Origin of the sequence: Octadecabacter sp. SW4 (genome assembly GCF_008065155.1) — a bacterium.
Lineage (GTDB): Bacteria > Pseudomonadota > Alphaproteobacteria > Rhodobacterales > Rhodobacteraceae > SW4.
This window is the reverse complement of the sequence record NZ_CP042819.1, coordinates 1763660-1784419: the sequence shown is the minus strand read 5'-3', so window position 1 is coordinate 1784419 and position 20760 is coordinate 1763660. Positions and strand designations below refer to the sequence as shown.

The 20760-nt window shown below is 61.4% G+C and carries 18 protein-coding genes and 1 pseudogene; 10 read left to right on the top strand and 9 right to left on the bottom strand.

Annotated elements, in window-relative coordinates:
• Positions 1–250: 250 nt before the first annotated feature.
• From hemA to FTO60_RS08760, 4 genes and pseudogenes are all read left to right on the top strand, one after another.
• Positions 251–1474, top strand: coding sequence for a 5-aminolevulinate synthase (hemA, locus tag FTO60_RS08775; RefSeq protein ID WP_148055605.1), 1224 nt, complete (start codon positions 251–253; stop codon positions 1472–1474).
• Between the two features lie 115 nt (positions 1475–1589).
• Positions 1590–2801, top strand: a complete 1212-nt coding sequence (locus FTO60_RS08770) for a helix-turn-helix domain-containing protein (protein ID WP_148055604.1) — start codon at positions 1590–1592, stop codon at positions 2799–2801.
• A gap of 89 nt (positions 2802–2890) precedes the next feature.
• Positions 2891–4014 (top strand): annotated as a pseudogene (ispG, locus tag FTO60_RS08765) (flavodoxin-dependent (E)-4-hydroxy-3-methylbut-2-enyl-diphosphate synthase).
• Between the two features lie 587 nt (positions 4015–4601).
• On the top strand, positions 4602–5030 hold the full coding sequence (locus tag FTO60_RS08760) for a hypothetical protein (protein ID WP_148055603.1): 429 nt from the start codon (positions 4602–4604) through the stop codon (positions 5028–5030).
• 84 nt (positions 5031–5114) lie between these two features.
• Here the strand turns inward: FTO60_RS08760 and FTO60_RS08755 are convergent, their stop codons facing one another.
• Positions 5115–5879 (bottom strand): MBL fold metallo-hydrolase, encoded by a 765-nt coding sequence (locus tag FTO60_RS08755; protein WP_148055602.1) that lies wholly within the window; start codon positions 5877–5879, stop codon positions 5115–5117.
• Positions 5880–5976: 97 nt separating this feature from the next.
• Between FTO60_RS08755 and FTO60_RS08750 the strand changes: the two genes are divergently transcribed.
• Positions 5977–6387 (top strand): hypothetical protein, encoded by a 411-nt coding sequence (locus FTO60_RS08750; RefSeq protein ID WP_148055601.1) that lies wholly within the window; start codon positions 5977–5979, stop codon positions 6385–6387.
• 15 nt (positions 6388–6402) lie between these two features.
• Here FTO60_RS08750 and FTO60_RS08745 read toward each other — a convergent pair whose 3' ends face one another.
• A complete protein-coding gene (locus FTO60_RS08745) occupies positions 6403–7722 on the bottom strand; it encodes a M48 family metalloprotease (RefSeq protein WP_148055600.1) in 1320 nt (439 codons plus the stop codon).
• A 77-nt stretch (positions 7723–7799) separates the two neighbouring features.
• Here FTO60_RS08745 and FTO60_RS08740 point away from each other — a divergent pair, with 77 nt between their 5' ends.
• Both FTO60_RS08740 and FTO60_RS08735 read left to right on the top strand, forming a co-directional pair.
• Positions 7800–8951, top strand: a complete 1152-nt coding sequence (locus FTO60_RS08740; RefSeq protein ID WP_148055599.1) for an aminotransferase class I/II-fold pyridoxal phosphate-dependent enzyme — start codon at positions 7800–7802, stop codon at positions 8949–8951.
• A 31-nt stretch (positions 8952–8982) separates the two neighbouring features.
• Positions 8983–10215, top strand: a complete 1233-nt coding sequence (locus FTO60_RS08735; protein WP_254696764.1) for an N-acetylmuramoyl-L-alanine amidase — start codon at positions 8983–8985, stop codon at positions 10213–10215.
• On the opposite strand, the gene FTO60_RS08730 is transcribed toward FTO60_RS08735, so the two are convergent.
• Positions 10209–10823, bottom strand: a complete 615-nt coding sequence (locus FTO60_RS08730; RefSeq protein WP_148055598.1) for a class I SAM-dependent methyltransferase — start codon at positions 10821–10823, stop codon at positions 10209–10211. The two genes, FTO60_RS08735 and FTO60_RS08730, sit on opposite strands and share 7 nt — an antisense overlap.
• A 153-nt stretch (positions 10824–10976) precedes the next feature.
• On the opposite strand from FTO60_RS08730, the gene FTO60_RS08725 reads away from it, so the two are divergent.
• The 3 genes from FTO60_RS08725 (at position 10977) to FTO60_RS08715 (ending at position 15522) form a co-directional block, all read left to right on the top strand.
• Positions 10977–13493 (top strand): penicillin-binding protein 1A, encoded by a 2517-nt coding sequence (locus FTO60_RS08725; RefSeq protein ID WP_368074266.1) that lies wholly within the window; start codon positions 10977–10979, stop codon positions 13491–13493.
• A gap of 67 nt (positions 13494–13560) precedes the next feature.
• Entirely contained in the window at positions 13561–14688 is a 1128-nt protein-coding gene (gene prfB / locus FTO60_RS08720) for a peptide chain release factor 2 (protein ID WP_148055596.1), read from the top strand.
• Between the two features lie 51 nt (positions 14689–14739).
• Entirely contained in the window at positions 14740–15522 is a 783-nt protein-coding gene (locus FTO60_RS08715) for a DUF2189 domain-containing protein (protein ID WP_148055595.1), read from the top strand.
• Here the strand turns inward: FTO60_RS08715 and FTO60_RS08710 are convergent.
• From FTO60_RS08710 to bcp, 6 genes are all read right to left on the bottom strand, one after another.
• Positions 15519–16199, bottom strand: a complete 681-nt coding sequence (locus FTO60_RS08710) for a DUF4336 domain-containing protein (RefSeq protein ID WP_148055594.1) — start codon at positions 16197–16199, stop codon at positions 15519–15521. The two genes, FTO60_RS08715 and FTO60_RS08710, sit on opposite strands and share 4 nt — an antisense overlap.
• Positions 16200–16268: 69 nt before the next feature.
• Complete coding sequence (locus tag FTO60_RS08705) at positions 16269–16769, bottom strand: polymer-forming cytoskeletal protein (RefSeq protein WP_148055593.1); 501 nt, start codon at positions 16767–16769, stop codon at positions 16269–16271.
• The gene (locus tag FTO60_RS08700) at positions 16759–18078 is read right to left on the bottom strand and encodes a M23 family metallopeptidase (RefSeq protein ID WP_254696763.1); all 1320 of its coding nucleotides are present in this window, start codon (positions 18076–18078) and stop codon (positions 16759–16761) included. Before FTO60_RS08700 ends, FTO60_RS08705 begins: the two co-directional genes overlap by 11 nt.
• Before the next feature lie 196 nt (positions 18079–18274).
• Positions 18275–19078 carry a ferritin-like domain-containing protein gene (locus FTO60_RS08695; RefSeq protein WP_148057103.1) on the bottom strand — a complete coding sequence of 268 codons (804 nt, stop codon included), beginning with the start codon at positions 19076–19078 and terminating at the stop codon, positions 18275–18277.
• A gap of 16 nt (positions 19079–19094) precedes the next feature.
• Entirely contained in the window at positions 19095–20219 is a 1125-nt protein-coding gene (locus FTO60_RS08690; protein ID WP_148055591.1) for a PLP-dependent aspartate aminotransferase family protein, read from the bottom strand.
• Positions 20220–20264: 45 nt separating this feature from the next.
• Entirely contained in the window at positions 20265–20738 is a 474-nt protein-coding gene (bcp, locus tag FTO60_RS08685; protein ID WP_148055590.1) for a thioredoxin-dependent thiol peroxidase, read from the bottom strand.
• Positions 20739–20760: the final 22 nt, after the last annotated feature.

Here is a 20760-nt window from a genome sequence, read left to right as displayed (position 1 = left end):
GCACGGCGTGTTTGAGGTGCGTTGCATCGTCCGGCGGCAGACCGGACAGCCCCCGACCGCCCCCATGGGCGGGGGCTTCACCCCCCACCCGCGGTCGGGGGCCGTCCTTTCCAAGGTTTGCGCGACACCAACGAAGACAGCATGGGGGCGGCAATTTGTAACCTGTTGCCCGTCGGGACGGGATTCTATATCACGCAAAGGACCAATCTGCGCGGCGAAGGTCGCGCAAGCTGCAAGAATTGGAAACGACTTGGATTTCGACGCGCAACTTGATGCCGCCATCGCCCGCCTTCACCTTGAGGGGCGTTATCGCACGTTTATTGATATAGAACGCCAAAAGGGCCAGTTTCCCCATGCGATCTGGCGCAAGCCCGACGGCAGCGAACAGCCCATCACCGTCTGGTGTGGCAACGATTATCTGGGGATGGGGCAACACCCTGTGGTTCTGGCCGCGATGCACGCGGCACTGGATGCCACCGGCGCAGGATCGGGCGGCACACGCAATATTTCCGGCACGACGATCTATCACAAGCGGCTTGAGGGCGAACTGGCCGATCTGCACGGCAAGGAAGCGGCACTGCTGTTCACCAGCGCCTATATCGCCAATGACGCGACCCTTTCGACCCTGCCGCGCCTGTTTCCCGGGCTGGTGATCCTGTCCGACAGCCTGAACCACGCCAGCATGATCGAGGGCATCCGCCGCAATGGCGGCGCCAAGCGCATCTTCAAGCACAATGATCTGGACGATCTGCGGGCGCAATTGGCCGCTTTGCCGCCCGAAGTGCCAAAATTGATCGCCTTTGAATCGATCTATTCGATGGATGGTGATTTTGGGCCGATTGCGGAAATCTGCGATATCGCCGACGAATTTGGCGCGCTGACCTATCTGGATGAAGTGCACGCCGTGGGCATGTATGGCCCGCGCGGGGGCGGGGTGGCCGAACGCGATGGATTGCTGGGCCGGATCGACATTATCAACGGCACTCTGGGCAAGGCCTATGGCGTGATGGGCGGCTATATCGCCACCAGCACCAAGATGGCCGATGCGGTGCGTTCCTATGCGCCGGGGTTCATTTTCACCACATCGCTGCCACCCGCCGTGGCCGCTGGTGCTGCGGCGTCGGTGGCGCATCTCAAGGGCGATCAGGCCCTGCGGGATGCCCATCAGCAGCAGGCGAAAATCCTGAAAATGCGGCTCAAGGGGCTGGGCTTGCCGATCATTGATCACGGCAGCCACATCGTGCCCCTGATCGTCGGCGACCCGATCCACACCAAGAAGCTGTCGGATATGTTGTTGGAAATGCATGGGATTTACGTGCAGCCGATCAACTTTCCGACGGTCCCACGTGGCACCGAACGCCTGCGCTTTACCCCCAGCCCCGTGCATGGCCCGCGCGAGATGGATGCGCTGGTGACGGCCCTGGACGGGCTGTGGTCGCATTGTGCGCTGAATCGTGCCGACCTTGCCGGTTAAGGTTTCTTCTGCAGGTGCATAAAGTCCAAGGCTATGTTAAGGTTAGTCAATAAGTTGCAAAAATCGATTGATTCGATTCTGCGACATATGGGGCAGATTGGAACGGGACCAGCGCATGATCCGCAAGGGCTTCAGACGCAGCAAAGCGATTGAAGAAGTTGAATCTAAAGGGTTCGACGCCTTTGACTTGCGCCTTGGCGACCTGATGCGTGGCGAACGTGCGACGATTGGAAAGTCCCTTCTGGATGTGCAGCGCGAGCTGAAAATCAAAGCCGCCTATATCGCCGCCATTGAAAATGCCGACCCGACCGCCTTTGATACGCCGGGCTTTATTGCCGGATACGTGCGGTCTTATGCGCGCTACCTGAACATGGACCCCGACTGGGCGTTTGACACGTTCTGTCACGAAAGCGGATTTGCCACGGCGCATGGCATGTCGGCGGATGCCTCCTCGGTCAAGCCGACCCGCGAGGATCGCCTGAACCGCGCCGATAAGGATATTTTCGCCGCCCCCGCCACGCCGTTCATTCCGACGGGCGAGGCAATGTTTTCCCGCATTGAACCGGGTGCAATCGGGTCCGTTCTGGTGCTGATCGCGCTGATTGGCGGTTTGGGTTATGGTGGTTATGCGGTGTTGCAGGAAGTGCAGCGCGTGCAACTGGCCCCCGTCGAAAGCGCCCCAGTCGTCATCGCCGAAGTTGACCCGCTTGCCGGTGCCGCTGGCGATGGCCCTGCGATCACCGCGCCGATGGATCAGCTTGCCGATATTGCGCTGCCCTCGGCGGATGCGCTGGATCGTCTTTATCGTCCACAGGCTCTGGATGTGCCGGTGCTGGAATCGCGTGATGCACCGATTGCCTCGCTTGATCCGTCCTCGATCGGCACCTTTGCCAATGTGGACAGTGAAACGCTGGTGGTCGGGATTGACCCGCGCGAGATCAGCCCCGAAAGCGTCGTGACAGCCGCCGCCGTGCAAGTCACCGAAGAACCTGCCCCCGGTGTGCAACTGGTCGCCGTGCGTCCGGCATGGGTGCGGGTGCGGGCGGCCGATGGCACCGTGATTTTCGAAACGATCATGAATGCCGGCGATACCTATGACGTGCCGCAAACCGAAGACCCGGCGACCCTGCGCATTGGCGAAAGCGGCGCTGTCTATTTCGCGATGAACGGCCAGCACTATGGCCCCGTGGGCCCACGGGGTGCGGTCAGTTCCAACGTGGCCCTGTCGGTTGACAGCCTGACAGAAACCTACGCGGTTGCGGATATCAGCGCCGACACCGATCTGGCCACCGTCGTCAACGTGGCCGAAGCGCAAATTACCCAGTAGCAGACCCGGGAACGTCCAAGTGTCGCGCCCCGTTGCCGATTGCCTCTGCGCGTCTTAGGTAGGGGCGGCAAACAGTCAAAGGCCGCGCAATGTCCCATAATCCGATCCGCCCGTGGCGCAATATCTATCGCCGCAAAAGCCGCCAGATCATGGTGGGCAATGTGCCCGTGGGGGGGATGCCCCGATTGCGGTGCAGACCATGACCAACACGCTGACCACGGATGTGGCGGGCACGGTTGCGCAGGTGCAGGCGGCGGCGGATGCAGGGGCGGATATCGTGCGCGTGTCCGTGCCCGACGAGGCCAGCAGCAAAGCCCTGCGCGAGATATGTGCCGAAAGCCCCGTGCCAATCGTCGCGGACATTCATTTTCATTACAAACGCGGGATCGAAGCCGCGCAGGCGGGTGCGGCCTGCCTGCGTATCAATCCGGGCAACATCGGTGACGAAAAACGCGTCAAAGAGGTCATTCAGGCCGCGCGCGATCACAATTGCAGCATCCGCATTGGTGTAAATGCGGGCAGCCTTGAAAAGCATCTGCTTGAAAAATATGGCGAACCTTGCCCTGATGCGATGGTCGAAAGTGGCCTTGAACATATCCGTATCCTGCAAGACAACGATTTCCACAACTTCAAGATCAGCGTCAAAGCGTCCGATGTGTTCATGTCGGCGGCCGCCTATCAACAACTGGCCGACGCGACCGATGCGCCCATCCATCTGGGTATCACCGAAGCGGGTGGGCTGGTCAGTGGCACTATCAAATCGGCCATCGGGCTGGGCAATCTGTTGTGGATGGGGATTGGCGATACGATCCGTGTGAGCCTGTCCGCCGATCCCGTCCAAGAGGTCAAGGTGGGCTTTGAAATCCTGAAATCGCTGGGCCTGCGCCATCGTGGCGTAAATATCATTTCCTGCCCGTCCTGCGCGCGTCAGGGCTTTGATGTGATCAAAACAGTTGAAAAACTTGAAAAACGTCTGGAACATATCAAAACACCGATGAGCCTGAGCATCATCGGCTGTGTCGTCAACGGCCCCGGCGAGGCGCTGATGACGGATGTCGGGTTTACAGGTGGTGGCGCAGGGTCTGGTATGGTGTATCTCGCGGGGAAACAAAGCCACAAGATGGACAACGACCAGATGGTCGATCACATCGTCGATCAGGTCGAACAGCACGCCGCCAAGGTCGCAGCCGCTGACGAAACGACCCAAGGCTAAGGATCATGGTGGCGGACCTGACCGCCATCAAACTGACCCACAGTTTCAGCAAACCCCAATTGCGGTTCCGCCGTCCGACAGTGGTGGTTTCGGCGGCGTATTCAGTTGCGACGCCAATCTAACCGGCGCGGGACGGGGCAACTTCGTCCAGTATGTCCTGTGGTGGGCCGTCAATACCAGCCGTGGATGTCTGTTCGGTCGATCGACCAATGAAGCGGCCAGGATGTGGCGCCGCAGGCACAACCCGCATCATTTTGCTGAAACGGCGTTTCACGCCGTGCAGAGATGACTTAAGGTAAAGCTACTAATTTCTCAACGTATTCTGGAGTAAAATCATGAAGACTTTTGCAATCGCACTTGCTGTTACCGGTCTGGCGGCGGGCGCCGCCCAGGCACAGTCATTCGCCTTTGATGGCGCTGAATTGGCGTTTTAAAGCTTTGACAGCGATGATGACTACAGCGGCCAGTATCTTCGCGGGTCTGCCGAGGTTTCATTCGGGCGTTTCGGCGCACAACTTGACCTGACGCAGTTCGGATATAACGGTGAAACTGAGTATACGAGCTATGGTCTGCACCTATTTTACGGCGTGACGGATCAGATCACCGTCGGTGTGTTCTACGAAGATGATGACTGGGATGGAGATGTTTACGGGTCTTCCGGCTTTGAAGCGGCATATGACAACGGCCAGATTTCAGGCCAACTGGCAGCCGGGCGTTATGAAGAACGCGACGGCGCCTATGAATTTGATTTCACCCAGATCGACATCGGCTATGAATTGCAGCCGGGCTTGTCGGTGTTGGGCGAAATCACCAAGACCAGCGGCAGTGAAGACGTCGGCATCGTCGGTATTGGCGCGCGTTACGAAACCCAAAGCGGTCTGTTCGCAGAAGCAATGGTCGAGCAGTATTCAGAAGACTATGATCACAAGGTCATTTCGTTCGAGGTCGGCTATGCCTTTGGTGGCGGCACCACATTTGACCAGCGCGACTGGGCTGGCATTATTGGTCTTTACTAGGACGAAACCGGTCTGACATTGGTTGCAGTTTTGAAGCGCCGGACAAGAGCTGTCCGGCGCTTTACGTTTGGGCGGGCCAATTTTTCAATACCAGCCACCCATCTTAACCTCGGCGGCGTCGCCCACAAGCGCGGCAAATTCCGCCGGATCCTGTGTGCCATCGTCGCGCCCGCGGTAGTGGTAGGGGTAGACATAGCTGGGGCCAAATTCGCGCACCGCATCGGCGGCGGCTGCCGCGTCCATCGTGAAGGGCAGGTTCATGCTGACAAAGGCCAGATCGATGTTTTCCAGTGCGCGCATTTCGGGGATGTCTTCGGTATCGCCTGAAACATAGGTGCGGAAGCCGTCAATCGACAAAACATAGCCGTTATCGCGGCCTTGCGGGTGAAAGTTCATGCGTTCGGGCGTGATATTATAGGCCGGAATCGCATCAATCGCCAGATCGCCAAATGTCGTGCTGTCGCCATTGGCCAGTTGTTGGGCGCGGGCCTGAAGGTCAGCGGCAAGCATGCCGTAAACGGCCGGATTGGTCACAAGCGGGGCTGTGTCACCGGCGATTCCCGCCAGTGTTTCGGCGTTGTAATGGTCGCCGTGTTCGTGGGTGATCATGATCAGATCGGGGGCGGGCATATCGCCATAGGCGGCCACTTCGCCGACCGGGTCCACATAGATCACGCCCGCGGGTGTGCGCATCACAAAAGAGGCGTGCGAGATCGGGTGGATCGTGATTTCGCTGCTGGTCGTGGCAAAGATATCGCCGCCATTCGCCGCAGCGCGGGCGCCAAAGGGCAGGACGGTGGTGACGCCAAGGGCCGCGCCGGTTTTCATCAGATGTCTACGCGTGATCATATCGGTTCCTTTCTGTTCTTTGAGATGACGTAGTGCAAATTCGCACGGTGTCATCGGGGTATGGAATTCCACCATTTCGTATCTTCTTGGATGGTCAATGTTGAGCGTTGTTCATAAATGGGGAGGTCATCATGCCCGTAGATTATTCACAATTGCCAGTCTTGCCGCCATCAGTTTTGTCTTCACCGCCTGTGACGGCGGCGGGCCGCTGACGGGCTGGCTGCCAAGCGACACCGACTCCGCGAACGAGGTATTCCAGAACCGCGTTGCGCTGGCGTTCCCCGATGGCACACGCCTGGCCGTGGTCGATGCTGCCCTCAAGGCCGAGCGGTTCAGTTTCGTCTCGGATGATCGCGGGATTTCGTCCACCAGCACAGAGGGGACACGCTTTGCCAGCAAGCAGTGGCGCTTTGACGACGCGTGTTCCCGGGTCGCCGCGCTGATCTGGCAGCAACGGGCGGGGGCGGTCTACGACATGTCGGCCTCGCTCACGTCGGAATGCCCGTGAGGGGCAGTGCGCGCCCTAACGGGTTTGGGCGGCGCTGATCACATCCTGCGCACGCAACCACGGCACGGACCCGCGTGGCAGCTGATCGGCCGCGCGGCTGGCATGCAGAGCGGCGTCGCGCATCCGGCCCGCAAGGGCATAGCGTTCCGCCGTGGCCAGCGAGGCCATGCCGTTTTGCCCGGCGCGCGCATAGGCCTGACCAAGGTCGCGCAGGATTCGCCCGTCAAGCGGGTCACGATCCCGGGCGCGCTGCAGGGCGTCGATCGCGCGCCGCGTGCTGTCGCTGGTGTCCAGTGCCAGCAAGGCCCGGCCATAACCGCCCAGGATCAGCGGTTCATTCGGGGCAAGGGTCACCGCACGGCCATAGGCGTTGACGGCGGCCGCGGGCTGGCGGCTTTCCAGCAGGATTTGCCCGAACAATTCGTGAAAATATGCATCGTTGGGGTTGGCGGCCAGCAGTGCCTGCATCGTGTTGATCGCGCGCCCGGCGTCCGCTTGCCGGTGATAGGCGACTGCGCGGCGCATCTGCGCAATCGCGCTGGTGTCATTGCCGGTCCGGCGCAGGGTCCAGGCGGGGTTTTGGGTAAAGGCCGACAGCTTGCCCTGGGCGCGGGCGAACCAATACTCCGCGCTGGATTGATCGGTGGGTGTGCCCGGATTGGCGGCGATCAGGGCGCGCAGGGCCCGCATCCGGTCAGCCGTCAGCGGATGGGTGCGCGCATAGGGGTCCTGACGCCCGATCGACAAGGCCTCCTGACCGCGAAACACCTCGAGCACCTCAAGCGCGGCGGTCGGGTCAACCCCGGCGCGCAGCATATAGCGCGTGCCGGACTGGTCGGCGGCGCTTTCCTCGGCGCGGGTGTGGGCGAACAGATTACGCTGGCTTGATCCCGCGATGCCGGCCGCAAGACCCGCCGCCGCGTCGCCGCGCCCGGTGGACATGGCTACGGCTGCCGCCAGCGCCATCCCAAAGGCGGCGGTATTGCGCGAGGCGCGCAAATTGGTCATCCGCCGTGTGATGTGTCCGTTGGAAATATGTGCCGCCTCGTGGGCGATGATCGCTTGCAGTTGTCCCGCCGTTTCCATTTTCAACAGCAGGCCGGAATGCAGAAAAATCGCCCGCCCATCCAGGACAAAGGCATTCAGGCTGCGATCGTCAATGATCAGGATACGCACGTTGTTTGGCGACAATCCTGCGGCGCGCAGGATCGGTGCGGCCAGTTGTTCCAGCGCATGTTCGATTTCCGCGTCTCGGATCAGGGTCACCGCGCGCGCAGGTTGCGCGGCGGCAAAGCTGATCACGATCGCGGCCAGCCAAAGGCGGAAAAGGTGCATTGACGCCTCCGGTAGGGGCAGGGCAAACAGAACACAAGACGGGGCAGGCCCCGCACTGGCAGGATAAGGGGCAGGGCATGCGAAACTCAACCCGTGGTGATGTTGATCCTTTCATTGTGATGGATGTCATGGAGGCGGCGCGTGCGGCGGAAACCGCCGGGCGCCATATTATCCACATGGAAGTGGGTCAGCCGGGCACCGGTGCGCCGGAAGGGGCGGTTGCGCGGCTTGCCGCCGAAATGGCCGCGCAGCCTTTGGGCTATACTGTCGGGCTGGGCATGCCTGCGTTGCGCGCCCGCATCGCGCGCCACTATCGCGACTGGTATGGCGTCGATCTGAATCCTGACCGCGTGGTGATCACCGCCGGTGCCTCGGGTGCGTTTCTACTGGCCTTTACGGCACTTTTCGATGCTGGTGCGCGGGTTGGTCTGGGCGAGCCGTGCTATCCCTCCTATCGCCAGATTCTGCGCGCCCTGTCGCTGGAGCCTGTGGGCATTCCCACCCGGATGGCCAACCGCTTGCAGCCGGTCGCGGGTGATGTGGCCGCGCATCAGTTGGACGGGCTGATCGTAGCCTCGCCCGCCAACCCGTCGGGCACGATGCTGGAGCGCGACGACATCGCGGCCCTGTCAGCGGCCTGTGATGCGCAGGGTGCGGCCTTTATTTCGGACGAGATTTATCACGGGATCACCTATGAGACCAAAGCCCACAGTGCGCTGGAGGTCACCGACGAGGTCTATGTGATCAACTCGTTTTCCAAGTATTTCTCCATGACGGGCTGGCGCGTCGGCTGGATGGTGGTGCCCGAGGATCACGTGCGCACCGTTGAGCGGTTGGCCCAGAACATGTTTATCTGCGCCCCCCACGCCAGCCAGCAACTGGCCCTTGCGGCGATGGACTGCGCGCCGGAATTGGAGGGCAACCTCGCGGTCTATGCCCGGAACCGCCAGATCGTCATGGCGGGGTTGCGCGCTGCGGGTTTCACGCGCTTTGCCCCGCCGGACGGCGCGTTTTACATCTATGTGGACGTGAGCGCCTTTACCGATGATGCCCGGGCCTTTGCCGCCGAAATTCTGGAGGTTGCGGGCGTGGCCGTCACCCCCGGACTGGATTTTGATCCGCTGCGTGGGCACCACTGGCTGCGGTTTTCCTATGCCCGATCAAGCGATGACATGCACGAGGGCATGGCGCGGTTGCAACGCTTTATGGCGGGCCGCGCGCAGGCGTGATAGGAACAGGCAAAAGCAGGTGAGAACACCCATGCAGGCGCGTCTACTTTCCCGAATGATCGGCCCCGTGCTGGCGCTTGCGCTGGCCCTTCCGGCTGCGGCGCAAGAGTTTTCCGGCCTTGCCCGTCTGGATGTGGCGCAAAGTCAGGTGCGCGATACCTGGGGTGGGGTTGAACTGAACCTGTTTCTGTCCCAGCCGGTGCCTTATCGCGTGTTCACGCTGGACGATCCGCGCCGTCTGGTGCTGGATTTTCGCGAGGTGGACTGGCGCGGGGCAAGCCGTGCGGGTTTGCTGAACGCCGACCGGATCAGCGATCTGCGCTTTGGGGCGCTGCGCCCGGGCTGGTCGCGCATGGTTCTTGATCTGGCGGAACCTCTGCAAGTGCGCGCCGCCGGAATGGCCGTGGATGAAACCGATGGCACCGCGCATATCACCGTGACGCTGGATAGCACGGATGCCGATGGGTTTGCCGCCCTTGCAGGCGCGCCTGCGGACCCTGACTGGGAATTTCTGATCGCGACGGACCCGACGGTTGCCGCCGCGCCACAGGTTGATGATGGCCTCCTGACAATCGTGATCGACCCGGGGCATGGTGGGATTGACCCCGGTGCCGAACGCGACGGGCTGCAAGAGGCGACAGTGATGCTCCAGCTTGCCCAAGAGGTTGCCGAGGCGCTGACCCGGGTGGGCGATATCAATGTCGTGCTGACCCGCGACAGCGATACCTTTGTGCCCCTCGAGGAACGCGTCACCATTGCCCGCGCGGTGGCGGCGGATGCGTTTATCTCGCTGCATGCGGATGCGCTTGAGGAAGACGATGCCACGGGCGCATCGATCTACACGCTGACGGATGACGCGATTGGTGGTGCATCACAAAGAATGGCCGAACGCCATGACCGTGCTGATTTGGTGGCAGGGTTGGATCTGAGCGGGCAGGATGACACGGTGGCGACCGTCTTGATGGACCTTGCCCGCCTTGAGACCGGCCCCAAGGGCGAACGCCTGGCCGAGGCGCTGGTCGCGGGTCTGGAGGAGGCGGGCGCGACCCTCAATTCACGCCCCCGCCGCGAGGCCGGTCTGGCGGTGCTGCACGCGGCCGATTTCCCGTCCATTCTGGTCGAGGTCGGCTTTTTGTCCAACACCAGTGACCGCGCCGCACTTGCCACCGCAGCAGGGCGGGCCGAGCTTGTGGCGGGTATCGTTCTGGCCGTGCAACGCTGGGCTGCCGCCGAGGCCGCGCTTGCCCCGCTGGTGCGTCAATAGCGCCCCGTGAACCGGGCAAGCCAGATCGTGTGATCACCACAGCTTGGGTCGTTGGGGGTGTATTTTATGACTTCGAATCCGTGCTTTGCGAGGCAGTCTTCATACTGCGCCGGTGACAGGCTGGCGTGATATACGGCTTCTGTGCCGATCTTGCCGATGGCTTCGCCCGCGGCGTCGCCACTGGTGAACATCAGGGCCGCACGCGGCGCGGCATGGGCGGCGAAGGTGGCAAACATCGCCCGCTGATCATCGGCCGAAAGATGGAAAAAGCTGTCCCAAGCAAGGATCGCATCGAACGGCACCCCAAGGGCAAGACCGCGCATATCGTCGTGGTGCACCGTGGCGTGGGGCAGGTTGGCGGCAAACAGATCAACCATCGGCACGGCGGCGTCCACGCCCGTGACATGCGCCCCCCGTTCCATCAGATAGCTGGCGATGGGGCGGCCCGATCCGCAGCCCAGATCAAGGATTCGCCGCCGTTTGCCGTGCAGCGGCGTATAGTCCAGCATCCGGTCCAGCCAGCGTTTTTCCATTAGGGAACGGTTGCGCAGCCGCGCCCATTGCGGGGCGATGCGGGCATATGTGGGGATGATATCGTCGGGTGTCATGGGCTTGCACTTGGGCGTAACGCGGGCTTTTGGCAAGCACGCACGCAGATGTGTCCGGCCAACAGGCATTTAATGGCCGATCTGGCGCTTTGTGCTTTTGACGATCCGGTCACTTGCCCATATAAGCGGGTGAAACTACCGGGGGCGCGCGCAGTGCTACGCTTTATCTTGTCTTTTCTGGGCGGCATCTTTTCGATGCTCACCCTTGGCTTGGCTATGGGCGCCCTGACCCTTGGCGCGATTTTCTATATGTATGGCCGAGACTTGCCCACCTACGAGGTGCTGGCCAATTACACCCCCAAGACCATCAGCCGGATCTATTCCAGCGAAGGCGCGATCATCGACGAATTCGCCACCGAGCGCCGCCTGTTCAGCCCTGCCGAGGAAATTCCCGACATCGTCAAACAGGCGTTCATCTCCGCCGAGGACAAGAATTTCTATGAGCACGCGGGCTATGATGTGCGCGGCATCGCGAGCGCGCTTTATGAGGCGGTGATATCGGGCGGGCGCGAATTGCGCGGGGCCTCGACGATCACGCAGCAGGTGATGAAGAATTTTCTGCTGGACGGCTCGCGCACTGCTGAACGCAAAATTCAGGAAATCATTCTGGCCGCCCGGATCGAGCAATCCATGCCCAAGGAACGTATTCTTGAACTTTATCTCAACGAGATTGATCTGGGCGTGCGCAGCTATGGCGTGACGGCCGCCGCGCAAAGTTACTTTAACAAACCGCTGTCAGAGCTGACCATCGCCGAAGCCGCTTTTCTGGCCGTGCACCCCAAGGCGCCCTACAGCTATCACCCTGTGCGCCAACGCGAAGCGGCGCTGGAACGGCGCGCCTTCATCCTCAATGAAATGTTCCAGAACGGCTTTATCACTGATGACGAACTGGCCGAGGCTTTGGCTGATCCGCTGCGCACCGTGCAGGGCGGTGATTTCCCCAGTTTCCGCAGCACCGTCCCGCCACGCGATTACTTCAGCGATCAGGTGCGCCGCCAGATCGTCGAGGAACTGGGCGTTGATTCCAATTATTTCACGACGGCAGGCTATTCGATCCGCGCGACTGTGGATGCAGAAATGCAGGCCGCTGCTAGCGAGGCCCTGCGCCGCGCGCTGGAACAGTTTGATCGCGAACGCGGGCGCTGGCGTGGCACCGGCCTCACTATTCCCGCCGAAGATCTTGCCTCCGAAGAAAGCTGGCGCGCGGCCCTGGACGACATCCGCATTGCCCGCGACATCACGCTGGAAAACCAGTGGTATCCCGCTGTCGTGCTTGAAGTGGGTGAGGAACAGTTGCGCCTTGGCATCGAAGGGATCGGCGAGGATGAGCCCGATCCGGTTGTGCCGCGCCGGGACATCGAATGGATGCGCGGCGGTTTTGCCGATAATTTCACCCTGGGTGACGTGGTGCATGTGCGCAAGATGACGGCCGATAGCGACGGCAGTTTCATCCGCTGGACCCTGCGTCAGGTGCCCGAAGTGCAGGGCGCGTTCATGGCGATGGACGTGAACACGGGCCGGGTGATTGCCATGCAGGGCGGCTTTTCGTTCCAGTATTCGCAGTTGAACCGTGCCACACAGGCCTACCGTCAGCCCGGTTCGTCATTCAAACCTTTCGTTTACGCCGCCGCGTTGGATAGCGGATACACACCTGCGACCATCGTCGTGGATGCCCCGATCGAGGTGCGCGCAGGCGGCGAAATCTGGCGTCCGATGAACTATTCCGACCGCTTTTACGGCCCGACGCCACTGCGCACGGGGATTGAACAGTCGCGCAACGTCATGACTGTGCGTCTGGCCCAGGAGGTCGGGATGGACGTGATCGCCAATTACGCTGAACGCTTTGGCGTTTATGACGATATGAACCCCTTTCTGGCAGCGGCGCTTGGTTCTGAAGAAACCACGCTGTTCCGCATGGTCGCGGCCTACGCGATGTTTGCCAATGGCGGCGAGCGGGTCGAACCCACGCTGGTTGACCGTGTGCAGGACCGTTACGGCGCAACCGTCTATCGGCATGATCAACGGATCTGCGACGATTGTGACTCGGTCCTGTTGGAAGCGGGCCGTGCGCCTGCGATTGTGTCAGACCGCGAAAGGGTGATGAACGCCGTCACCGCCTACCAGTTGACCAGCATGATGCGCGGCGTTGTCGAACGTGGCACCGCGCGCAGTTCGGTGAACCTGCCCGTGCCGATTGCCGGCAAGACAGGCACCACGAACGATGGCAAGGACGTCTGGTTCGTCGGGTTTTCGTCCAACATCGTCGCGGGCTGTTACATCGGCTATGACACGCCGCGCAGCATGGGTGCGGCATCGGGCGGTGGTATGTGCGGCCCCGTGTTCAACAGCTTCATGACGCAGGCAATTCCAAAGTTTGGGGGCGGGAATTTTGACGTGCCTGCCGAATGTCAGTTCATCAACATCGACCGCTTTAGCGGCGCGCGCCTGCCGGACGGCGCAAGCGGCGACAATGTCGTCGCGGAATGTTTCCGCATTGGCGAAGATCCGGTGTTTGGCATCGCCTTTGACGGTGGTTTCGCGATGGCGGGCGATTTGCCCCTGTTTGACGAGGTCCGCAACGCGCGCGAGGTGACGACATCAACCGGTGACACGGCCACTGTCGGCCCGCAAGCGACCTTTGGCACGCTGTCGTCGGGCGGTCTCTACTAGGCTGCTTGCCCGTCCCACGCGGGCGGGCTATCACCGTGCAAACCTCTGGATACCGGAAAGACCGACCATGCGCGCCGAGACGCAAAATATCGTTGCCGCCATCGACAAATCCCTTGATCTGCTGAAACAGCGGATGGATTGGGACACGGCCAAACACCGGTTGGAAGAATTCAATGCCCGCGTCGAAGACCCGACCCTGTGGGACGATCCCGCCGCGGCGCAAAAGCTGATGCGTGACCGCCAGATGCTGGTCGATGCCATCGCCACCTACGAGGAAATCGCGCAGGAAAAGACCGAACAGGTCGATATGATCGAATTGGGCGAAATGGAAGATGACGCCGAAGTCGTCACTGAGGCCGAAGAAGCCCTGGCCAAGCTGGCCAAGACCGCCGCCACCAAGGAGCTGGAAGCGCTGCTGGACGGCGAGGCGGATGGCAACGACACCTTCCTTGAGATCAACGCCGGTGCGGGCGGGACGGAAAGCTGCGACTGGGCCAATATGCTGGCGCGGATGTATGTCCGCTGGGCCGAAAAGAAGGGCTACAAGGTCGAACTGCAATCGGAAAGCCCCGGGGATGAAGCCGGTATCAAATCGGCTTCCTACAAGATCAGCGGCCCCAACGCCTATGGCTGGCTGAAATCGGAAAGCGGTGTGCATCGTCTGGTACGGATCAGCCCGTTTGACAGCGCCGCCAAACGCCACACGTCGTTCACATCCGTCAAGGTTTATCCGGTGGTCGATGACAACATCGAAATCGAGGTGAACCCCGCCGATATCCGCATCGATACCTACCGCTCCAGCGGCGCAGGTGGGCAGCACGTCAACACCACGGATTCGGCGGTGCGCATCACCCACGCGCCCACGGGGATCGTCGTGACCAGTTCGGAAAAGTCGCAACACCAGAACCGTGACATCGCCATGAAGGCGCTGAAATCGCGGCTCTATCAGATGGAGCTTGATAAACGGTCAGCCCTTGTCAACGAAGCCCATGAGAACGCCGGTGATGCGGGCTGGGGCAACCAGATCCGGTCATATGTGTTGCAGCCCTACCAGATGGTCAAAGACCTGCGCACCCGCTTTGAAACCAGCGATACGCAGGGCGTTCTGGATGGTGATCTGGATGGCTTCATGGCTGCGACCCTGGCGATGGACGTCAGTGGCAAAAGCCGCGCCGAAGCCACCGCCGAGGACTAACACTTGACTTGAGGCCGCGTGGCTGGCGAAATATTCCAAAAGGGGAATATCATGTCCGACGCCAGCCCGCATCTCGCCGCATCGCCGCTGCCCGATATCGGTCATGTGACCTTGGTCGAACTCTGGGTGGTGCTGAAGGCCGGTATGACCGACTTTCGCCGCGCCCCGCAATTCGGGCTGTTCTTTAGCGCGGTGTATGTGTTGGGCGGGTTTTTCATGCTCTGGCTGGGCGCGGGCCATGTGACTTGGATATTGGCCACATCACTGGGGTTTCCGCTGGCGGCACCCTTTGCCGCGGTCGGTCTTTACGAGGTCAGCCGCCGCCTTGAAACCGATCAACCGCTGCACTGGCGCGATATATTGGGCGTGGTCTGGAATGAACGCACCCGACAGGTGCCCTGGATCGGCGCGATCATCGTGTTCTATTTCCTGTTCTGGACTTTTTTGGCGCATATGATTTTCGCCCTGTTCATGGGTCTGTCGACCATGACCAATGTCTCGCAAAGCTGGGAAGTGTTTCTGACAGCAAACGGGCTGACGATGATTGCCGTGGAACTGGGCGTGGGGGCGGTGCTGGCGTTCCTGCTGTTTTCCCTCACGGTGGTCAGCCTGCCATTGGTGCTGGAAAAAGAGGTCGATTTCGTCAGCGCCATGATCCTGAGCTTTCGCACGGTGCGCCAGAACCTGTTGGTGATGTGGATCTGGGCGGGGATCATCGCCGTGCTGTCACTGATCGCCCTTGCGCCGATGTTTCTGGGGCTCGTGATCGTGCTGCCGGTGCTGGGCCATGCCACTTGGCACCTTTATCGTCGCGCACTGTGTGATCGGGTTTAAAGCCAGGAAAAGGCGCGCCTGATCACGCCCTGTGCATCCATAACGGGGGCGCCATGGGCCATCACCAGCCGGTCGGCGGGCCAGTGTGTGATCGTCGCGAGGGCGTCCCGCGCCGCGGCGCGGTTGCGAAAGGCCAGCCGGAACTTGCGGGGCACGCTGGGTTCGGGCGCTGTCATCAGATCAAGGCGGGCAATGAGCGCACGCCAGCCACGAAACCAGTCACGCGGGAAATGCTGGATCAGGTCGGTGAACAGGACGGTTGCGCTGGCGCGGTGAAAAAAGACAACCTCGGTCGTGATTGCATTGCCAGTGATCACGCATTGATCAATCTGACCGGCCCAGTCGGGGCAGGGCCTGTCGGTAAGCGTGGTGTCAAACGCCAGATCGCTGCGTTTGGCGGGTAAACCGGGGGCACCATAGGTGCGGGCCTGCGGATAGGCGGCCTGCCAGTCGCCCAATGACATGTGGTGCAGCGTGTTGGGCGCGACCAGATGCTGCACGGGACCAAGGGCGTCAACGGCGCTTTGCAGATCGGGTGTCAGGGCAATGGGTGACCAGACAAATAGCCCCCCGTCCGCCAGCCGGATCACCACCATACGCGTGGGGTAGTGAAAGCCCAGCGTCGACAGATGCGGCCCAAGGGCTGTCCAGACCTGAGGGGCAAGTTGGATCATCATCTTAGGGTCATCACAATCGAAAGGGCGCCGCGATTGCGCGGGCGCCCTTTGGAAAAATGATGCGCTATTCTAGGCCTTGTCGGTGGCCTTGGCGGTGACTTTGCTGTCGGTCTTGTTCAGGGGGTCGTCCTGACGCTGGACCGAGCCTTCAAAGTGGGCACCCGATTCGATGGCGATGGTCTTGTGGATGATGTCACCCTCGACCCGCGCCGAAGATGTCAGACGCACCTTGAGCCCGCGCACCGTGCCGATGATCCGGCCATTGACGACCACATCGTCAGCGATGCATTCGCCCTTGACGGTTGCACCTTCGCCGATGGTCAGCAGATGCGCGCGAATGTCGCCGTCAACCTGACCTTCGATGTTGATGTCACCGCTGGTTTTCAAGTTGCCCTTGATGTGCAGATCCGTTGACAGGATCGACGCGGGCGGCTTGGCCTTTGGTGCGGATGGCTTGAATTCCGTCGCGGGGGCGCTGCTTGGCGTTCCTGGCTTGGCCGCATCCGTTGACGGGGTTTTGGAGTCACCGGCGCTTGGGCCAGGTTCGTTGATTTTGCTCTTAGAAAACATCTTGTCCAGCTCTTATATAGATCATGGGGTTTACGGGGCGTCCGCCTACGCGGATTTCATAGTGTACGTGTGGGCCAGTTGACCGTCCAGAACTGCCAATATCACCAATCCAGTCCCCGCGCGAGACTCTATCGCCTACTTGCACGCGAAGTTGGTTTTGGTGGGCATAAAGTGTCTCGATCCCGAACTCGTGCTGGATTTTCGTCAGGCGACCAAAGCCGGACGACCAGCCGGCGAAGGTCACGACACCATCAGCCGGGGCATAAATGGGCGTGCCGGTGGGGGCGGCCATATCTGCTCCGTTATGCATCCGGCCCCAGCGCGGCCCAAAGACCGACGACAAGCGATAGTTGTCTTTTACTGGGCTATCAAACGGTGCCTGGTCGGCGGCGATACGGTAAAGGTTGATCCGGTCAAGCCCGCCAAGAATTGCGTTGGCCCGATCAGAGTCAGGATCCGGGCCGCCGCCACGGGTGGAAAACTGGAAGGGCATCAACGGGCCACCGGTGCCCGAATAGCCACGGCGCGCGGCCGCAAGCAGTTCATCGGGGTTCAGTCCGGCAGCGCGGAACATCTGGTCAAGCGGCTCGACGGATACGGTCAGCGCGTCTTCGAGTTGGCGGAAGATCGCGTCATTCTTTTCTTCCAGAAGGCGCAGTTCCAGTTCCATCTCGGCGGCGCTTTCGAGGGCGAATTGCGCGTCAGCCGCGATCTGATCCCGTTCGGCGGCGGTTGACGCAAGCGCGTCCGCCAGCATGTCAACCGCGCCATTGGCATCGCTGCCGCCGGTCATCGCGGCGACCGATGCGCCATCCCCGGCCATTGCGGCGGTCAGGGTTTCGGCCTCGTCGCGGGCGGCTTCACGTTCCTGCATCGTGCGGCGCAGGGTGGCCTGCACCACTTCGATACCGGTTTCCATTTCGCGGCGGCTGTCCTCGGAGGTCAGCAGTTCGGACTGCATGGTCGAGATTTGTTCAAGTGCGAGCGAGAAGCGTTGTTGTGCGGCCACGGCCTCTTCTGCGCGAAGGTCGCGTTCCAGAGACAGGGCGTTCAGGCGGTCTTCATAGATCATTTGATCGCGTAGGGCCTGGGCGCGGAAATTGCCTGCCCCGATCGAATCCATCAGCAAGATAGCAGTGGCGATAATTGTCCAGGCGACGGTGATGGCCCCACCTGCCCAGGCCAGCAATTGCGTTTCAGACCGAAGCCGGATGAACCGGGTTTCCGTGTCAGAGCGCAAAAAGAGCCGTTTTTCAGGAAAGCGCTTTTCAAGCGCCCGGTGCAACTTTTGAGTAAGGCGTGATCGCACGTATCTGTCCCTTCTGTTCCCGTCCCAAAGCATACGCCTGCCCCCCAGCCCACAGTATGCCCGTCGGTGTTAACGGGGCGGGGAGTCTGCTGCAAGAATTTTGCGCAATAATGTTCAAATCCAGAGGGATATCGGCTGCTATGGGCGAAAATGCGCCGACTGACCCACGGACAAGTGCGGGGATCGCGCCCAAGGTCTAGCGCCGTGGTCCGGTTTCGTCGGCCAAAGGCCAATAGAAATCGGGAGGAATACCGGCCTCGGCGCGCTTTTCCTCGTTGAAGGGCGGCTTGAGGTTGCCATGAAAATAGCGGCGCACAAGGTCATGGAATACGCCGGTCGGGTCCAGATCGTGACGCCCGCACAGAAAATGGAACCATTTGGACCCATAGGCCACGTGGTGCACTTCTTCGGCATAGATCACGTTCAGCGCATCAATCGCCTGCTGGTCCTTGGCCTGCTGAAAAATCCTGATCATGCCGGGCGTGACATCCAGCCCGCGCGCCTCGAGGACCATCGGCACCACCGCCAGCCGCCCCATCAGATCACCGGCGGTATCTTCCGCGGCGCGCCACATCCCGGCATGGGCGGCAAGGGCGCCATAGTGGCTGCCCTGAGCCTCGAGGCAGTCGCACATCAGGTTGAAGTGTTTGGATTCTTCGTCAGCCGATTTCACCCAGTCATCATAAAACCCGATCGGCATCGGCGTATCGGTAAAGCGCGCGATAATGTCCCAGTGCAGGTCCACGGCGTTCAGTTCGATATGCGCCACCGCATGAAGGATGGCGATGCGCCCGTCGGCTGTGCCGGGCTTGCGGCGCGGCACAGCGCGCGGGTCCAGCAGGGCGGGCTGGTCGGGGCGCGCCGGTTGCATCGGTGGGCTAGCGCTGCCGATCTCGGGTTTGTCGCCATTGGCGCGCGCGGTCTGCCACTGGGCTGCGAATTTGCGCGACAGGGCGGTTTTCGCGCGCCCGTCAGCGGTGCGCAACACCGCGTCCGCCATTTGCGCAAGCGGCAGATCAGTCAAGCGCCTGCTCCAGATCCGCGATCAGGTCGCCCGCATCCTCGATCCCGATCGACAGGCGCAGAAGGTTGGGCGGGATTCCGGTGTGCGGTTCAATGGTAAAGCGGTGCTCCACAAGGCTTTCGACGCCACCCAAGGACGTGGCGCGGGCGAACAGCTGCAAGCGGCCCGCGACGCGCAGGGCGTCGGCCCCGTCCCCTGTGACAAGGACCGACATCAGCCCGCCAAATCCACCCTGCATCTGGCGCGCGGCAATGGCGTGACCTGCGTGATCGGGCAGGCCGGGGTAATAAACGGCGTCGATTTTCGGGTGATCGGCGACATGGCTGGCGATGGTCAACGCGCTTTGGCTCATCCGGTGGACGCGCAGGGGCAGGGTGCGCATCCCGCGCAATAACAGCCATGCGGCAAAGGGGTTGATCACCGCGCCTGCGTCGTGGCGATCCGTGGCGATCGCCTGCCAGATCGGGGCATCGGGCGCGTTGGTGGCCAGCACTCCGGCCAGCACATCGGAATGGCCGTTGATTGCCTTGGTGGCCGAATGCATGACGATATCCGCCCCCAGCGTCAGGGGCTGGGACAACACCGGCGTGGCGGCGGTCGAATCCACCGCCAGCAACCCGCCTGCATCATGGGCAAGCATCGCCGCCCGCGCGATGTCGGTGGATTTTAACCAGGGGTTCGATGGCGTTTCAATGAATGTTATCTGTGGCTTGTATGTCGCAATTGATGTTTCAAGCTGGGCCGGATCGGCGGTATCGACCTCGTGTAGATGCATCGCGCGCCGCGCACAGAAATCGCGCAGCCACGCGGTCGTCCCCCAGTAGATTCCCGATTGGACCACGATGCTGGACCCCGCAGGCAGGGTGCGAAACACGGCTGCAATCGCCGCCATGCCCGACGGAAACAGCAGCGCTGCGTCAGCCTGTTCCAGCCGTGCCAACACGCGCTCGCACTGGCGGGTGATGTCGCTGTGATCGCGCGCATACATATTGGCGGGATCAAGCAGGGCATAATCTGCACCGCGCGCATAGGTGGTGGCCATGCCGATATCGGGCACGATGGTGCCGCCGCCCTGGGCGCTGATGGTCGCTGGATCTAGGTCGTTGTGGTCTGTCATGCTGGCCCCCGTTCCTGTGTCGACAAATCCCGCGCCGTGCGCAAGCTAAAGCGCGCGCGCCGCCGCCAGCACCGCGTCCACGTGGCCGGGCACTTTGACCTTGCGCCAGATCTGCGTGATCTTGCCTGCGCCGTCGATCAGAAAGGTCGCGCGCTCGATCCCCATGTAGGTCTTGCCATACATGCTCTTTTCGACCCAGACGCCATAGCGCTCGCAGGTATCAGAATTTTCATCCGACAGCAGAACCACGCCGAGGTTGTGTTTATCGCGGAATTTGTCGTGCTTTTTGACGCTGTCCTTGGAAACACCCAGCACCACCGCCCCCGCGGCGGCAAATTCAGCGGCCTGTTCGGTAAAGCCGATGGCCTCTTTCGTGCAGCCCGGCGTGTCGTCGCGCGGATAGAAATAGAGCACGATCGTCTGGCCCGCGTAATCGGCCAGCGAGACCGTGTCGCCACCATCGCGGGGCAGGCTGATGGCGGGGGCGGGATCGTCGATTTCGGGGGTGGGATTGGACATTTCAGCACTCCTTTGCGCAGGG

Excerpts from the sequence above, each read along its gene's own strand:
- FTO60_RS08770 (WP_148055604.1), top strand. The coding sequence starts at position 1,590 with ATGATCCGCAAGGGCTTCAGACGCAGCAAAGCGATTGAAGAAGTTGAA.
- FTO60_RS08755 (WP_148055602.1), bottom strand. The coding sequence starts at position 5,879 with ATGATCACGCGTAGACATCTGATGAAAACCGGCGCGGCCCTTGGCGTC.
- FTO60_RS08750 (WP_148055601.1), top strand. The coding sequence starts at position 5,977 with ATGTTGAGCGTTGTTCATAAATGGGGAGGTCATCATGCCCGTAGATTA.
- FTO60_RS08745 (WP_148055600.1), bottom strand. The coding sequence starts at position 7,722 with ATGCACCTTTTCCGCCTTTGGCTGGCCGCGATCGTGATCAGCTTTGCC.
- FTO60_RS08740 (WP_148055599.1), top strand. The coding sequence starts at position 7,800 with ATGCGAAACTCAACCCGTGGTGATGTTGATCCTTTCATTGTGATGGAT.
- FTO60_RS08735 (WP_254696764.1), top strand. The coding sequence starts at position 8,983 with ATGCAGGCGCGTCTACTTTCCCGAATGATCGGCCCCGTGCTGGCGCTT.
- FTO60_RS08730 (WP_148055598.1), bottom strand. The coding sequence starts at position 10,823 with ATGACACCCGACGATATCATCCCCACATATGCCCGCATCGCCCCGCAA.
- prfB (WP_148055596.1), top strand. The coding sequence starts at position 13,561 with ATGCGCGCCGAGACGCAAAATATCGTTGCCGCCATCGACAAATCCCTT.
- FTO60_RS08715 (WP_148055595.1), top strand. The coding sequence starts at position 14,740 with ATGTCCGACGCCAGCCCGCATCTCGCCGCATCGCCGCTGCCCGATATC.
- FTO60_RS08710 (WP_148055594.1), bottom strand. The coding sequence starts at position 16,199 with ATGATGATCCAACTTGCCCCTCAGGTCTGGACAGCCCTTGGGCCGCAT.
- FTO60_RS08705 (WP_148055593.1), bottom strand. The coding sequence starts at position 16,769 with ATGTTTTCTAAGAGCAAAATCAACGAACCTGGCCCAAGCGCCGGTGAC.
- FTO60_RS08695 (WP_148057103.1), bottom strand. The coding sequence starts at position 19,078 with ATGGCGGACGCGGTGTTGCGCACCGCTGACGGGCGCGCGAAAACCGCC.
- FTO60_RS08690 (WP_148055591.1), bottom strand. The coding sequence starts at position 20,219 with ATGACAGACCACAACGACCTAGATCCAGCGACCATCAGCGCCCAGGGC.
- bcp (WP_148055590.1), bottom strand. The coding sequence starts at position 20,738 with ATGTCCAATCCCACCCCCGAAATCGACGATCCCGCCCCCGCCATCAGC.